Genomic DNA, 16,009 nt, shown 5'->3' with positions numbered 1-16,009 from the left:
TTTGTAGTATGAAATCCTCATATGTAATGTGTATTAAAGCCTACGTCCATAGAACGATACTACTAGATTTATCGACAATTAACATCTCATTCATAATACTAAAAACAAAAAAATAGGACTGATTATACCGAAGTATCCATTCAGTCCTAGATTAGGTGAATCCATCAATACCTAAAGTTTGAATTGAGCAAGTGAATCCTTCAGTCCTCGCGATACGGCATCCAGCTTCTCTGACAGCAGCACCAGGTTATTGCTGATATGAAGCTGCTCGCTGCTTAGGGAAGCTACTTCCTCCGACGTTGCAGAGGCCTCTTCCGCTACCGTGCTGACATTGGTCATCGCTTCGGCCAGCACCTGCTGCGACTGCTCCAGCTCCCCGATGGAGCTTGTTGCGCCGCTCAACCGCTGGGCAAATTGCGACATTTGTTCCTGTACGCTGACGAATATCCCGTTTGCCTCTTTGACGGACCCGATTTGCTCTTGGAAGAGCGGATAAGCCTCCGTCAATACTTGTACCGTCTCATCAATCTCGGATCTGATCTTGTCCGTAATCTGAGCAACGACATCAATAGATTGCCGTGATTGGTCAGCCAGCTGCCTGATCTCGTCCGCGACGACCATAAAGCCTTTGCCCGCTGCGCCTGCTCTGGCAGCTTCTATCGTTGCATTCAGAGAAAGAATATTCGTCTGTTTTGTCAAATTGTTAAGCACATCCAATATTTTCACAATCGAGCCTGTGCTTTCCTTCAGCGCATCGACCTTCTCCACCATGGAGCGAGTCATCTCTTCGGTCATGCCTGTCTTCTGAATGAGTGTCTTCATATAAGCGGTTCCTTGCTCGCTCGACTGCTCCACGCTTGCAGCGGAACCGACCATCTCTTCATTCGCCGAGATAACCTGCTTCATCTGCTCGTTAATATGGACTGCGAGCTCATTGCCTCTCTCCGCTTCGACTGCGAGACTAGTCGCGCCTCCTGCAATCTCTTCCGTAGCCGCGGCTATTTCTCTGGCGGAAGCCGATGTCTTCCGCGAAGCCTCCGTCAGCTCGGATGCCGTCTGCAGCACGTCTTCCGCCGACCTTGTCGTCTGCTGAGCCAATCCCGTAATCTGATCCATCATTGCATTGAAGCTTACACTCAGCGTCCCAATCTCATCCTGCCGCTTGCGCATGGACGAGCGTACAGTCAAGTTGCCCCGCGCTCCCTCCATCATCAAGCTGCAGATTTTCACAAGCGGCTTTGCAATCGCAAAAATGACGAGCACGCCAATTGCAATCGCAAGAACCATTGCGGCAAGCGCTGTGATCAGCGTAATATTGCGGATAGACTCCGCATCCTTCACCAAGTGCTTAACCGGTATCGTTCCCGCCAATCTCCAATCCATCGATTGAAGCTTCTGATAGACCGCAAGCACTTCTACGCCATCGGTCGTATACAGCTTCGGCGATCCGGCTTGCGCCAGCTCTCCGGATACCGGCAAGCTAATACTGGCCGCTTTTCCAATCTTCGCATTATCGCTTGCGATGACATAATTCCCGTCACCGTCGATAATCGCCAGCTCGCTTTCGTCCCCCAGGACGACATCCTTGTAGCGATTCACGATCGTATCTGCTTCAATCTCCAGTACCAGCATATATCCGGCTTCGCTCGATACCGTATTTTTCAACAGTCGGGTCAAGGCGATTGTTGGCTTATCGCTTAGCATCGAGATGCCTGTAGGCTGCGGGGCAATCCAATTCACCTTGCCGTTCAACTCGATCGTCTTCTGATACCACTCCGTCTTCAAAAGCGGCTCCGCTCGAGTCGTCAGCGACGAGCCTGCCGCCACTACATGCAGTTTTTCCGACAACGGCAGCAGCATAATGCCTTTGATCGAGTTATTGCCAAGCGTCATGCCTTGCATCTTATCGCCAAGCCTTCGAGCAGCCTCGAACTTCTCGTAATCATCAGTGCTCGTTGCAAGCTGGTCGACGATGGCATGGAAATCCTTGTCGATCAACAATTGAAGCGATAGGTCCTCGTAGGTTTTGAAGATGACATCCAGATTGCTGGCTACCTGATTGATCGTCTGCAGGCTGGCATCCGATACTTTTTTCTCAACCAACGTCTTCGCCTCGGAATAGGCCAGCAGCCCTACCGTCAATACACATGCCAAAATGCTTCCGAAGATGGCAAAAAAGATTTTCAAACCAACCGATTTAAAAGGATTCGTCAAGAAAGAGCGCCAGACGGACGACTCTTTTATGTAACCGTTTTCAATTCTCTTTCCCTTCTCCCCTGTCTCCTTCGCAGACACATGAAGCAGCTTTTTCTCTTTACCGGCCATGATGGCAAGCACCGCCTTTAGTTTGGTCGAACGCATACGATCCTTTTTTTTAGCGAATTATGCCGAACAATGTATGTAGTCTATTTCCTATTATTTGATATTGTTGGTTTCTTGTCAATTAGTAGAGAAAAAACCCTATTCCTCGTAACCGGCATTCATACCGCCGCGGAATAGGGTTGCTTCATATGTCTTTTAATAATCGGTCAAGCACGTTTCTCCATATTAAATTGGGCAAGCGATTCTTTGAGCCTTGTGGACACTTCATTAAGCTCCCCGGACAAGCTGACCAGACTGCCGCTAATACCTAGCTGCTCATGACTTAGAGATGCTACCTCCTCGCTCGTCGCAGATGATTGATCGGCCACTGAGCTTACACTAAGCATCGCTTCAGACAACGCAGCCTGCGAATGCTCCAGCTCGGCCACTGAGCCTGTTACGCTGTCGAGCCCTTGCACGAATTGCTCCATCTGCTGCTGAACGCTAATGAAGATGCCGTTCGCTTCCTTAACCGAGCCGATCTGCTCCTGGAAGATCGGGTAAGCTTGCGACAATACCTGCACCGTCTCGTCAATACCGTGCCGGATCGTCTCTGTCGTACGTGCTACGATCTCAATGGATTGGCGGGACTGCTCTGCCAGCTTGCGGATCTCATCGGCTACGACCATAAACCCCTTGCCAGCCGTTCCTGCACGAGCAGCTTCAATGGCAGCATTCAAAGACAAAATGTTCGTCTGCTTTGTTAATTGTTGCATCACTTCCAGAATACCCGCAATCGACGCTGTACTGTCCTTGAGCGCGTCTACCTTCTCGGCCATAGAGCTTGTCATCGCTTCCGTCATGCCCGTCTTCTCCAGCAATTGCTCCATATAGGCCGTACCTTGCTCGCTAGCGCGCTCCACCTGTGCAGCGGAAGCCAACATCATCTCGCTTGCCGACAGGACTTGCTTCATGCCTGCATCGATACGTCCCGTTAGCTGGCTGCCGCGATCAGCCTCGGATGCCAGATTGGATGCGCCGCTTGCGATTTCCTCCGTCGCAACGGCAATCTCCTTCGCCGCTGAGGACGTCTTATGCGAGGCGTCCGACAGCCTAGAAGCCGTAGCGAGTACGGCCTCAGCGGAACGCGTAGCCTCCTGCGCTAATTCCGTCATCTGCCCCATCATGCGGTTGAAGCTGTCGCTCAGTCCGCCGATTTCATCCCGCCGCTTCCTAATCGAAGAGCGAACAGCCAGATTGCCATCCGCGCCTTGCAGCATCAGATTACGCAGCTTCACGAGCGGACGGGCAATGGTCATAATGACCAGCCCCCCGATGGCGACGGCGATCAATGCGGCAGCCAGCGCGGTAATCCACGTCAAGCTCCGAATAGCCTCCGCATCCTGCGTAAGCGCCTTCACCGGTATTGTGCCGACCAGCTTCCAATCCATCGCCTGGAAAGTCTTGTATACGGCTAGCACCTCACTGCCGTCTGTCGTTAAGCCCTTCCAGGAGCCGTCATCCGAAGGCACACTGATGGAGGCTGCTTGCCCGATTAATGCGGCATCCTGCGCCAGCACATACTTGCCTTCCCTGTCCACGATAGCCAGAGCGCTGCCTTCGCCAAGCTCGACGCTTGCATAGCGGCCGCTGAACGTAGCCGCATCCATCTCTAGCAGAAGAATATAAGACGCGTCGCTGGACACTCCGTCCTTCAACAGTCGACTGAGGCCGATTGTCGGAGTCTTGGAATCGTAAGAGATTCCGCCAGCCTGAGGTGCGATCCATTGGGTTTTGCCGTTCAGCTCCAACGTCTTGCGATACCAGTCCGATTCCTTAAGCGCTTCTGCTTTCGTGCTGAGCGAGGAACCGGAGGCTACCACATGAAGCCCTTGCTTTACCGGCAGGAGCATCATTCCCTTCACCGACTGCTGGCTAAGTGCATATCCCCGGAACTTATCCGACAGCGCCTTGGCCGATGAATAGCGAACCGATTCGTCCTCATGACCAGCAATATTGCGAGCCATAGCAAAAAAATCCTTGTCCACCAGCAGCTGCATCGTAAAATCCTCATACGTTTTAAAGACGACATCCAAATTATCCGCAGCTTGTACAATGGTCTGGTGACTGGCTTCCGATACATTTTCTTCCACCATTTGTTTGGCTTGTGAATAGGAAATTAGACCCACGGTAAGCACACATGCCAATATGCCGACAAAAATAATAATAAATAATTTAAAACCTACTGACGCCCATATTCGCGTAATATTAAATGACGCTATTTTATGTAATTCCTGATTCTTTGGCTTTCCGCTTTTTAGTCCATCTCTGTTTCGTTCAGATTTACTGCCGTCTTGCTCCATCTTTGTCAACATACCTGACACCCACCTTGTTTGTTGTGGTATAGAACGTAAAACAAACAACAGCTATAGACAAAATGATAGTGACACAATCACTAGTTCCTAGGTTCTATTATTTAGGTTCCTAGTCCCTGTTGTCAATGGAAAAATACAAATAAACCCTTAACCAATTTGGTTAAGGGTTTATTATGACTTTATGTTGGTTTTTTTCTAATTTCTACTAAACATAGTTAACGAATTTTCTTGCGCATCATATCCATCGGCTTTACCGGCTTTAGCGTGCGCACGCGTACGGTTTGCAGGGGATGTCTTGCCACATCCAGAGCAACTCCAGTCTCATCCGTCAGCTCCGTCACCGTCTGCTTGAAGAATGTGCCGCCCGGTCCTACGAATTCTACTTCCTGTCCTACCTTGAAGTGATTGCGCTGCTGCAGGGTTGCGAATCCGGTCCGATCATCATAATCCAGCACAATGCCGGCAAAGTCGTACGGAGCCGCTTTTTCCTCAGGGCCATAAATATGATCCTCCACCCCTGGGGTATCCAGGAAAAAGCCCGTATTGAGCGGACGGTTCGCGGCTTTGTTCATCTCCTCGATCCACTCCTGCTTCAATTCGTAGCCTTCCGGATCGGCGAAGTAAGCGTCAATCGCCTGCCGATAGACATTAACCACCGTAGCCACATAATGAATGCTCTTCATGCGGCCTTCAATCTTGAAGCTGTCAACACCAACCTCAATAAGCTCCGGCAAATAACCGATCATGCACAAATCCTTCGAGCCCATCGTGAACTGGTCTTCGCCTTGTTCGTACATCGGTGCATCGTCCACGAACAAATCATACTTCCATCTGCACGACTGGCAGCAGCCGCCGCGATTGGAATCCCGGTCGGTGAAGTGGTTCGATAAAACGCATCTTCCGGAATACGACGAGCACATCGCGCCATGAATGAACGCTTCAATCTCGATATCGACATGCTTCTTGATCTCTTCGATCTCCTCGAAGCTAGTCTCGCGCGCAAGCACGACCCTAGGCAGTCCTTCATCCTTCCAGAACTTGACCGCCTGCCAGTTCATCGTCGATTGCTGTGTGCTGAGATGCACCTCCAGCTTCGGCGCAACGCGCTGTGCCGTCTCAATAATGACGGGATCAGCGGCAATAATAGCCGAGATGCCGACTGCCTCCAAATTACGCAAATACTCCTCGATACCTTCAATATCCTCGTTATGCGCATAGATATTGGTGGCGACGAACACCTTCGCTCCGTAGCGATTGGCGAATTCGACGCCTTCTCTCATCTCTTCGAAGCTGAAGTTGTCCGCATTGGATCTAAGACCGTACTTTTGTCCGCCGATATAGACGGCATCCGCCCCGTAGTGAATGGCGAATTTCAGCTTCTCCAGATTGCCTGCCGGAGCGAGCAACTCCGGCCGATCCAGCCTGTTGCGCTTGCCCTGATAGCGGCGGGAAGCCGTTCTTATGCCTGTAGTCATCGTGGTTCACACCTCCTGCATGTATCCGATCAATAGACTTGTTCCTTATAAAAGAAGCCATAGCTTAGCTCGCGCTTCGGATCTTGCACTTCCTTGATCGAATCGAGCCACTCCTCTTGGAAGCGATAGCCTTCCGGGTCAGCCAAATAGACATCAATCGCTCTGCGGTAGACGCTAACGACTCTCTCATTGTATTCGACCGATTTCATGATGCCTTCGATCTTGAAGCTGTCAACCGAGACGGCCAGCAGCTCGTGCAAGTTTTCGAGCATGCAAATATCGCTGGAGCTCATAACATGCGTGCCGTTAGCATCCTCGAAGATGGGATAGCGCTCGTCGGGACGATCCGCTTCCATCATATACAGTCCGCGCTCAATCTCCGCATCCGGGATGCGCTCCGGGTCCCCTTTATGCTCCAGATAGCTGTGCACCAATGAACGCTTCGAATGATAAATATTCGTCATGCCATGCACTTGAACTTGAATTTCAAGCTCCGACCTTGCCTTCGTATCTTCGATCTGCTCCATATTGAGCTCCCGAGCAAGCACATAACGTGTTGCGCCTCTACGCGCCCAATATTCGGCCGTTGCGAAGTTCGTCGAGGTCATCTCCGTATTCCAATGCAGCGCCATGCCGGGCGCATGAGACTTCGCAGCCATTAGCACGGCCGGATCGCCGAATACGATGGCGTCTACTCCCGCTTCATGGAGAAACGCTACATAATCGGGCAGCTCTTCAAGCGCAGCGTTATCGATAATATTGTTGACCGCCGCATAGATTCGAACATCTTTGGCGTGTGCCAGGCTTACGGCTTCCTTGATCATCTCTCTCGAGAATTCACCGGCAAGCCGAGTCCCGTAACGGGACTCGCCAATGACGAACGCGTCGGCGCCGGCTGCTATAAGCCGGGACAGCTCTTCAAGCGACGATGCGGTGACAAGCAATTCAGGTCTGTACGTCATTATGGTTCTCCTTCGTCTATACTAGGGGTGCCAATTCACAAAGTTGGTCTGCCGGCACCTGCTATTGCGTCGTTTTTTCACTCAATGCTATATTCTTCTGATGCTCCTTGAACGTCTCTGCGAACAGATGCGACTGTGAGCCATCCTTTTTCGTCACATAGAATAGATATTTGGTATCCGCAGGATACAACGCCGCTTCAATCGAAGCAATGCTCGGACTTGCAATCGGTCCCGGCGGCAAGCCGTCGATCTTGTACGTATTATAAGGGCTGTTGATTTCCAAATCAGACAGAGACAGGCGTGCCTTCGGCGTATCCAGGGCATATTGGACCGTAGCGTCAATCTGCAGCCGCATTGGGGCTGCAATCCGGTTGTAGATGACACCGGCAACCAGCGCGCGCTCCTCGTCTACGACAACCTCGCGTTCAACCAGCGATGCGATCGTCAAGATTTCGTGCAGTGTTCTGCCCGTAGCTTCCATTGCATCTTGCCAGCCTTCCGGCAAAGCGCTAAGCTTGCGGTCAGTCTCTGTCAGCATGCGAATAATAATATCTTCCTCGGTGCTTTCCTTCTTCATTTCGTATGTCTCCGGGAACATATAACCCTCAAGACGCTTATGCAGCTTATCCGACTTCGGCAAGCCGCGGACCGTCTCTGAGTCTCCCCAGGCGCGGTCCGTCTCGGCCAGCTCCAGAAACTTGTCTTTATTAATGAGTCCATCAGCCGACAGCTTGTCCGCAATCTGCAGGACAGTGAAGCCCTCCGGAATCGTGAATCTGATCGTCTCTGCTGCGATCGTATCCCCCGCGTTAAGCTTCGCAATAACCGCAGTTTTGTCCATGCCGGGCTGCAGCTCGTACGTGCCGGCTTGGAACTTGGCTCCTTCATCTTTCATCTTCAAATAATAGCTGAATACAAATCCATTTCTAATAATGCCATTCTCTTCGAGCAGATCGGCCACTGAATTGGCAGACATGCCCCGAGTGATCGTCACCTGCTTCATCTCGCCCTTGGGCGTAGGTTTAAGATTGTTCCACAAGTAAAAAGCCGCACCGCCGGCGACCAGAACCATAATGCCCACCAGGCTGACAAAGACCCACAAATTAATGAGCCATGTTCTAGGCTTCTGATTCTTGCTCCGCTTTTTCTTCTTTTTTTGCGTTTGCTTCTCTTCCATCGTATCCAACCAATCGCACCCTCTTCTGCAAGTTTCCGAAAAAAAGAGCGGTGGTAAGCCGCCCTTTTGGTTCCACTATACGAATGTATTTATTGCGCAATGACAAGCTGCCGAATGATAACGCCGTACAGGACGCTATGGGCGCTCTTCTCCGTCAAACAGCAGATCGTCATAGGCTTCCGAGACCGATTCCCATTCCTCATCGTCCTCAATCGTCTCCAGATGAGGCTCATCGGAGTCCAGATTGATGCGGAACAGCTCAACCTCGTCTTCGGCGCGCATCGCCTCGCTTTGCAGCGCAACATACTGCACGCCGCCTAGCTTGAACTCGGCTTTAATCCGGAAAAATTCGGCTGTGCCATCTTCAGACACGAGTTCCACTTCGGTGCCGAACAATTCCTTCAAGCGGCTAAGCCGCTCAGGATTGTTATGTGAAACATCAGTCATTTCCCTGCTCCTCCAACTCACCGAGCAGCGTGTTGAACGTTTCCTCGACCATGTTCCATTCTTCTTCGTCTTCAATCGTATACAGCTTCAGATCGTCGCCATCTTCTTCATAACGGAAGGCATAGACTTCGTCTTCCTCGTCATCCGCGCCGATCAGCGGCACAACCATCATATATTTCTGATCCGAATCATCTACTTCGAACTTCATGATGACTTCGAATTCCTCTTCGTTGCCCTCTTCATCCGGAATATAAATGATTTCCGGCTCTTCGTACTGCATGTCGTCCTTTGTCATCGTAACCCTCACCTTTTCGTTTTAGAATCGAGATAATTTTGCAAGATGATCGTTGCGGCCATCTTGTCTATGACTAGCTTTCGCTTCTTCCGGCTGACGTCCGCTTCCAGGAGCGTTCGCTCGGCTGCTACCGTTGTCAGCCTTTCATCCCAAAGGTGAACTGGTAATTCTAGCTTCTGCCCAATCTGCTCGGCAAATGCGATGCAAATTTCGCCACGCGGGCCGACGGATCCGTTCATATTCTTCGGCAAACCAACTACGACTTCGGATACTTCATGTTCCTTTGCCAGCTCGGATAACCGATCCAGCTCTCCTCCGTCGCGTCGTTTTTCCACGACTGTGATGCCTTGAGCCGTCCATTGGAAGGCATCGCTGATCGCCACTCCAATATTGCGGTCCCCATAGTCCAGTCCCATCACTCTCATCTAATTGTCCGGCTCCTTGTTATTGTTTCTTGTGCTGCAAGTAAAACCGGACCAACTCTTCGATCAATTCGTCGCGTTCCTTCTTGCGGATCAAACTTCTGGCGTTGTTGTGCCGCGGAATATACGCGGGATCTCCGGACAGCAAATACCCAACGATCTGGTTAATTGGATTGTATTCCTTCTCCAGCAATGCTTCATGCACGCTAAGAAGAATATCTCCAGAAGAAGTCTCCACCCCCTCAGCCTTCACGTTAAACTTCATTGTTTGGTCCATAGAACTCATCAACAGCACCTCGCTTTCCAAAAAACCGTTAAAGAGACATTGCCTAGCACTATCATATCACATTCGCCCGGTTAACAACCAGTTCTTCCGCAACTTTCAGCGCTTCGTCCAGCTTCGTAATATCCTTGCCGCCTGCTTGGGCCATGTCTGGGCGTCCGCCGCCGTTGCCGCCGCAAATAATCGCCGCTTCCTTAATGATCTGACCGGCATGGAAGCCCTTCTTCACAAGATCAGCGGATACCGCTGCCGCAAGATTGACCTTGTCGTCCGCAACCGCGCCCAGCACGATGACGCTTGCGCCGAGCTTCGGCTTCAGTTCGTCCACGATGCCGCGCAGCGCATCCATCGACGGCGCGTTCACCTTCGCGCAGAGTACCGTCACTTCGCCCGCCTTCACCGCTTGCGATTCAAGTGAACCCGCCTCGATCCGGCTCAGCTTCGCCTGCAGCGATTCGTTCTCGCGGGACAGCTCCTTCAGTTGCGCGTTCAGGCCTTCAATCCGCTTCGGCACGTCAGCTACGCCTGACTTCAGCAGAGCTGCCGATTGCTTCAGCAATTCCACTTGCTCCTCGTAATACGTATAAGCATGTCTTCCGGTTACAGCTTCAATTCGGCGAACGCCGGAACCGATGCCGCTCTCGCCAAGCAGCTTGAACAATCCGATCTGCGAAGTGTTGCGAACGTGACAGCCGCCGCACAGCTCAAGGCTATAATCGCCAACACGCACGACGCGCACGACATCGCCATATTTCTCGCCGAACAGCGCCATAGCACCCATCGCTTTTGCTTCCGCCAGCGATTTGTTCGAGATGTCGACATCTGTGCCCAGCCAGATTTGCTCGTTCACTTTGCGCTCGATTTCTGCCAGCTCTTCCGCTGTAACGCTGCCGAAGTGGGAGAAGTCAAAGCGCAGACGGTCTGTCTCCACCAGGGAGCCGGCCTGATTCACGTGATCGCCAAGCACTTCCTTAAGCGCTTTGTGAAGCAAGTGTGTTGCCGTATGATTCTTAATAATATCTTCACGCGCAGCCTTGTCGATCGCCGATTCCACGGTTGCGCCTGCTTTGGCCGTGCCGGATACCACAACCGCATGATGAACCGTCTGACCATGCGGAGCCTTGGATACATTCTCTACGCGAAGCTCGAAGCCGTCGCCTGCAATCGTGCCGCGGTCTGCGGTCTGTCCGCCGCTCTCTGCATAGAACGGTGTGCTGTCAAGCAGCACCAGCACCTGATTGCCTTCGCCCGCTTCCTCTACGAATGCGTCGCCCAGCACGATACCCTTAATCTGGGAGTCAGTTATCAGATCAGTATAGCCAACAAATTCGCTTTTATCCGTATATTCGGACAGCGGTCCGCCCTGCACCTTCATGCTTTCGGTCTCGCGGCGTCCGCCTCGTCCGCGCTCGCGCTGAAGCTCCATCTCCGCGTCGAAGCCTTCACGGTCGACGGTCATGCCATGCTCCGCCGCAAAGTCCTCCGTCAGGTCGAACGGGAATCCGTACGTATCGTACAAGCGGAATGCGTCTGCGCCTTGAATGATGGTGCTGTCAGCCGACTTGGCGGATGCCACGATATCAGACAGCATCGCAAGGCCGTCGGACAACGTCTCGTGGAAGCGCTCCTCTTCCGTGCGGATGACACGCTCGATGAATTCGCGCTTCTCGACTACTTCCGGATAGTAGACACCCATGACATCGCCCACAATCGGCGTAAGCTCATAGAGGAACGGACGATCCACGCCCAGCTTCTTGCCATAGCGCACCGCGCGGCGAAGCAGTCTGCGGATGATGTAGCCACGGCCTTCATTCGACGGCATAACACCGTCGCCGACGGAGAATACAACCGTACGGATATGGTCGGCAATCACTTTAAGCGCCACATCCTGCTCTTCGTTCACTTTGTACGTCACGCCTGCGACTTCACAAGTGCGGTCGATGATCGGACGGAACAGATCCGTGTCGAAGTTCGAATCCACGTCTTGCAGAATAGAAGCAAAACGTTCCAGGCCTGCGCCAGTATCGATATTTTTGCTCGGCAGCGGCGTGTAGCTGCCGTCTTTGTTATGGTTGAATTGGGAGAATACGAGGTTCCATACTTCCAGGAAACGCTCGTTCTCGCCGCCCGGCCAGCACTCTGGATCGGACAGATCGCCGTACTTGTCGCCGCGGTCGTAGAAAATCTCCGTACACGGTCCGCACGGTCCTTCGCCGATATCCCAGAAGTTCTCCTCCAGCTTGTAGATGCGCTCAGCCGGCAGGCCGATCTTCTCATTCCAGAAGCGGAATGCTTCTTCGTCCTCCGGGTACACCGTTACGGACAGGCGCTCCGGATCGAAGCCGATCCACTTCTTGTCCGTCAGGAACTCCCACGCCCAAGTGATCACTTCTTCCTTGAAGTAATCGCCGATGGAGAAGTTGCCCAGCATCTCGAAGAACGTATGGTGGCGGCGAGTCTTGCCGACGTTCTCGATATCATTGGTACGAATGCACTTCTGCGAGTTGGCAATCCGCGGATTCTCTGGAATGACGCGGCCGTCAAAATATTGCTTCAACGGCGCCATGCCCGCGTTGATCCATAGCAGGGACGGATCGTTATGCGGCACGAGCGAAGCGCTCGGCTCGATCTTATGCCCTTTCTCTTCAAAAAACTGCATCCACTTGGCTCTGATTTCACTTGCTTTCATCGACGATTGCCTCCTATAGGTTCTATATTCTGAAAAAATAAAAAAGCCCCTGTCAATGACAGGGACGAATCGATATCGCGGTACCACCCTGGTTATCGCGCAGCATGCGCAATCTCCTTAACGGACGATAACGGGTCCAGCCGTTGAAGTTCATTCACACTCCGAAACTAGCTTTCGGCCACTTACGCACATAAACGCTCTCTCAACCGACGCATATCGCCGCGATGGGCAACTGCGAAGAAGCATTCTCTCTGGACGGCTTGCTATGGCTTACTCCATTTCATCATCGTGTTAGCTATTATACGACAAATTATAACTTTGCCCCTGTAGGCTGTCAAATAATCTTTCGGCGCACATAGTAGGCGAACATATGCTGGACGATCACCTTGCAGGCCGCGAAGATCGGCACGGCTAATATCATGCCCACAATGCCCGCAATCTCGCCGCCCACCAGCAAGGCGAAAATAATGAGCAGCGGATGCAGATGAAGCGTTCTGCCGACCACCTGCGGCGAGATGACATTACCCTCAAGGATTTGGCAGGCCGTATTCACAATCGCCACCAAAATCATCATTTTCAGCGAGACGGTCGACGCCATCAGCAAGGCTGGCGCTGCACCGAAGAACGGTCCCAGATAAGGAATCACATTCGTAATCGCTACAATGCTGGCCAGCAATAGCGCATACGGCATGCCGATGAACAAATAGCCGGTATAAGCCAATATACCGACGATCAAGCAGACAAGGAACTGCCCCCTGATGTAGCTGCCAAGCGCATGGTCGATATCCTTCATGAGCCGGACCGTATTTTTCCGATGCGACTTCGGTACGTAAGTAATGACCGTTCGTTCGAAGACATCGAAGTCCTTTAATATATAGAAGGCCAGGAACGGAATGATAAACGCAATGAATACCGCATTCAACATGTTCCCGATATTATTGATAAAATGCAGTAGCGATTCTGACACCCGCTTCTCGATTCCGATCAACGCCTTATTGACGCCATCACGGAAGCTCTCAGGCAGGAACGATGTGTTGTTAATATCGGTCACCAGACTTTGCGCCCGCATGGATAGCTCCGGTATATGGCGGTTCAGCTCCTGGATCTGATTCACGAACATCGGAATCATATTGACAAGCAGCACCGTCACCACAGCGCAAAATACCGCATAGATCAACAACACCGCAATCGTGCGCGGCACCTTCCTCTCATGCAGCAGCGTCACAATGGGATTAAGCACGTAGGATATAATCATGGCAATAATAAACGGCCCCAGCACGGCTTTCAAAAAATCGTAGATGGAGACAATCAGCGGCTTCAGCTGCAATAAAAAGTAGATCGCCACTAAACTCAATATCAAATAAATGAGCCCTACGAACAACCGGTTTTTTGTGAATCGTTCCACCTCTTGCACCCCCGAACATCCCGCGCGCATCTGACCAGCCGCATGCGAGCAAAGGATCTCCTATGTTGTTCAGTATATGTACAAGTCATGCCAATCATCCTTGGAACGCAAAAAAAGACGGCCTTATGGCCGTCCCTGGTTGTTTTATTCAATGGAAGTTATTTGTTAGTTGACGTGAATCTCTTGCGAAGCGATATCGTCCTCGAAGAACAGGTCGTCGAGTGAGCTCAGCGTGCCGTCCTCTTCCACTTGATAGACCGACATTTTCTCGCCATTCACCGTCAGTTCAATAAAGCAGCCCCAGCAGTAAAATTGGTGGGAACCGATCTTGCCGATATCTTTCGAATTGCAATTCGGACATCTGAGCATATTCATCATAAACATTTCTCCCTATTCTCTGAAATTGGAAGCTGCGACAGGCTCCAATTCCGCTTCACTGACAGCAGGAACGATAATCGCGTCTTCCCCGAGCAACACCATATCCGGATCGCTCGGCGCCTTTAGCCACTTACGCCCCTCCATCAGATCCGAAACAAAACCGTCAGTAAGCTCATAGCCTACTATCTGTGTACCCTGTAAAGGGTAAAAATAAACATCCGACAGTAAACCTAATTGATCGCCGTGTACGGTTACAACCGGCATATTCTTCAATTTCACGACGCCGGTGTAAAAAGCGCGGCTTACTTCCTTGGGCTTCATCATCATGACGGCCTCTTCGCTTGCGATGATAACAACATCCTCACCACAGGTGAGTACGTCGCTCCAAGCGACAATGCGAACCTTCGCCGCAAACCATTTGCCGTATTCCAGCACGACGCCGTTCAGCTTCCAGTTCTCATCGAACCAGCAGTCCTTCACGGTTCCTACTTGCTTGCCGGAATGAATAACGATGACCGGCAGCCCGATCAGCTGTTGAAGTTTGATCACTTTGGCCGGAAGCCTCCTAACCTAGCTCCGTATCCGCCTTACGATACCCGCGACAATAGGAGCGGCTTCTTGAAGTTCCTCCAAAGTATTCCCCAACCCGAAGCTAAATCTTACAGCTGAATCCAATCTTTCCTGCGGAATGCCCATCGCTCTTAGCACATGGGACTTTTCCAGCGAACCGGATGTGCAGGCCGAGCCGCTAGCTGCTGCTATACCCGCCATATCGAGATTCATAAGCATCGACTCCGTATGCGCGCCGATAAAGCTAAGATTGATGATATGCGGCAAGCTGTTCTCCAAATCGCCATTCACGATAACCTCATCGCTTGACAATTCGCCTATCATCAGCTCTACCCATTCTTTACGAAGTTTGTCCAAAAAAGGTTGCTTTTTTTTCATTTCGTTCACACAAATGTCAACAGCTTTGGCAAAGCCGGCAATTCCGGCTATATTTTCGGTGCCTGCACGGCGCTTCCGCTCCTGCGAGCCGCCCTGCTGCAGCGACTCGAACGGCGCTCCGGCGGCCGCATACAAGGCGCCGACCCCTTGTGGTCCATTAATCTTGTGCGCAGAGAAGCTCATAAAGTCAACCGGAAGCTCCGATAGCCGATAGTTGGTTGTACCGAACGATTGTACAGCATCGACATGAAACAGAGCGCCCCCCGCATGCGCGGCTTCGCCGATCGCCTCGATCGGCTGCTTCGTGCCGACCTCGTTATTGCCGTGCATGATGCTTACGAGCGCCGTATCCGGACGCAGCGCGTCTCTCACTTGATCCGCATGAATGCGGCCCTGCTGATCGACAGGCAGCACGGTCAGCTTGAAGCCTTCCTCCTGCTCCAGCCACTCGCATGTATGCAGCACGGCATGATGCTCTGCCGCTGAAGTGATCAGGTGGTTTTTGCCGCGCTTGCGCTGCGCCTTCGCCGCGCCGATCAACGCCAGATTGTCGCTCTCCGTGCCGCCGGAAGTGAATAGAAGCTCTCCCGGCTTGCAGCCAATCGCCGCCGAAATCAGATCACGCGCACGACTGAGCTCTCCCTTGGCTGCTCGTCCGTACGCGTGCATGCTCGATGCATTGCCCCCGACTCCCTGCATCAGCCCGAGCATCGTCTTCACGACATCCGGATGCATGGGCGTTGTAGCGGCATGATCAAAATAGTATGTACCCATCTTCCGTCACCCTTATAGTAGATGCTCAAAATCTGCGCCTTGCGGCGAATCCTTCAACCATCGAATTATTTCGCTTGT

At 52.0% G+C, this 16,009-nt stretch carries 14 protein-coding genes; all 14 read right to left on the bottom strand.

All coding sequences use genetic code 11. The features are described from left to right. Positions 1-171 precede the first annotated feature (171 nt). Positions 172-2,361 (bottom strand): methyl-accepting chemotaxis protein, encoded by a 2,190-nt coding sequence (locus tag AC0YNW_RS01115; protein ID WP_475830420.1) that lies wholly within the window; start codon positions 2,359-2,361, stop codon positions 172-174. 167 nt (positions 2,362-2,528) lie between these two features. Beyond that, a complete protein-coding gene (locus AC0YNW_RS01110; RefSeq protein ID WP_475830419.1) occupies positions 2,529-4,676 on the bottom strand; it encodes a methyl-accepting chemotaxis protein in 2,148 nt (715 codons plus the stop codon). Positions 4,677-4,891: 215 nt separating this feature from the next. Then, positions 4,892-6,151, bottom strand: a complete 1,260-nt coding sequence (locus AC0YNW_RS01105) for a peptidase U32 family protein (protein ID WP_475830418.1) — start codon at positions 6,149-6,151, stop codon at positions 4,892-4,894. Positions 6,152-6,180: 29 nt separating this feature from the next. Next, positions 6,181-7,113 carry a peptidase U32 family protein gene (locus tag AC0YNW_RS01100; RefSeq protein WP_475830417.1) on the bottom strand — a complete coding sequence of 311 codons (933 nt, stop codon included), beginning with the start codon at positions 7,111-7,113 and terminating at the stop codon, positions 6,181-6,183. A gap of 61 nt (positions 7,114-7,174) precedes the next feature. Beyond that, complete coding sequence (gene mltG, locus AC0YNW_RS01095; RefSeq protein ID WP_387472876.1) at positions 7,175-8,290, bottom strand: endolytic transglycosylase MltG; 1,116 nt, start codon at positions 8,288-8,290, stop codon at positions 7,175-7,177. Positions 8,291-8,425: 135 nt separating this feature from the next. Continuing rightward, positions 8,426-8,737 (bottom strand): DUF1292 domain-containing protein, encoded by a 312-nt coding sequence (locus AC0YNW_RS01090; protein WP_387472614.1) that lies wholly within the window; start codon positions 8,735-8,737, stop codon positions 8,426-8,428. Next, entirely contained in the window at positions 8,730-9,032 is a 303-nt protein-coding gene (locus AC0YNW_RS01085) for a DUF1292 domain-containing protein (protein ID WP_387472616.1), read from the bottom strand. Before AC0YNW_RS01085 ends, AC0YNW_RS01090 begins: the two co-directional genes overlap by 8 nt. Before the next feature lie 8 nt (positions 9,033-9,040). After that, on the bottom strand, positions 9,041-9,457 hold the full coding sequence (ruvX, locus tag AC0YNW_RS01080; RefSeq protein ID WP_387472618.1) for a Holliday junction resolvase RuvX: 417 nt from the start codon (positions 9,455-9,457) through the stop codon (positions 9,041-9,043). Positions 9,458-9,476: 19 nt separating this feature from the next. After that, entirely contained in the window at positions 9,477-9,740 is a 264-nt protein-coding gene (locus AC0YNW_RS01075; protein WP_116045679.1) for an IreB family regulatory phosphoprotein, read from the bottom strand. Positions 9,741-9,792: 52 nt separating this feature from the next. After that, on the bottom strand, positions 9,793-12,426 hold the full coding sequence (gene alaS, locus AC0YNW_RS01070) for an alanine--tRNA ligase (RefSeq protein WP_475830416.1): 2,634 nt from the start codon (positions 12,424-12,426) through the stop codon (positions 9,793-9,795). A gap of 334 nt (positions 12,427-12,760) precedes the next feature. Continuing rightward, positions 12,761-13,831 (bottom strand): AI-2E family transporter, encoded by a 1,071-nt coding sequence (locus AC0YNW_RS01065; protein ID WP_387472623.1) that lies wholly within the window; start codon positions 13,829-13,831, stop codon positions 12,761-12,763. 165 nt (positions 13,832-13,996) lie between these two features. Beyond that, a complete protein-coding gene (locus AC0YNW_RS01060; RefSeq protein WP_116045676.1) occupies positions 13,997-14,200 on the bottom strand; it encodes a hypothetical protein in 204 nt (67 codons plus the stop codon). 21 nt (positions 14,201-14,221) lie between these two features. After that, complete coding sequence (locus AC0YNW_RS01055; protein WP_387472625.1) at positions 14,222-14,758, bottom strand: PRC-barrel domain-containing protein; 537 nt, start codon at positions 14,756-14,758, stop codon at positions 14,222-14,224. 21 nt (positions 14,759-14,779) lie between these two features. Beyond that, complete coding sequence (locus tag AC0YNW_RS01050) at positions 14,780-15,931, bottom strand: cysteine desulfurase family protein (RefSeq protein WP_475830415.1); 1,152 nt, start codon at positions 15,929-15,931, stop codon at positions 14,780-14,782. Positions 15,932-16,009 lie beyond the last annotated feature (78 nt).

The organism is Paenibacillus sp. J31R120, assembly GCF_056269225.1.
This window is presented reverse-complemented; position numbering and strand designations above follow the sequence as displayed.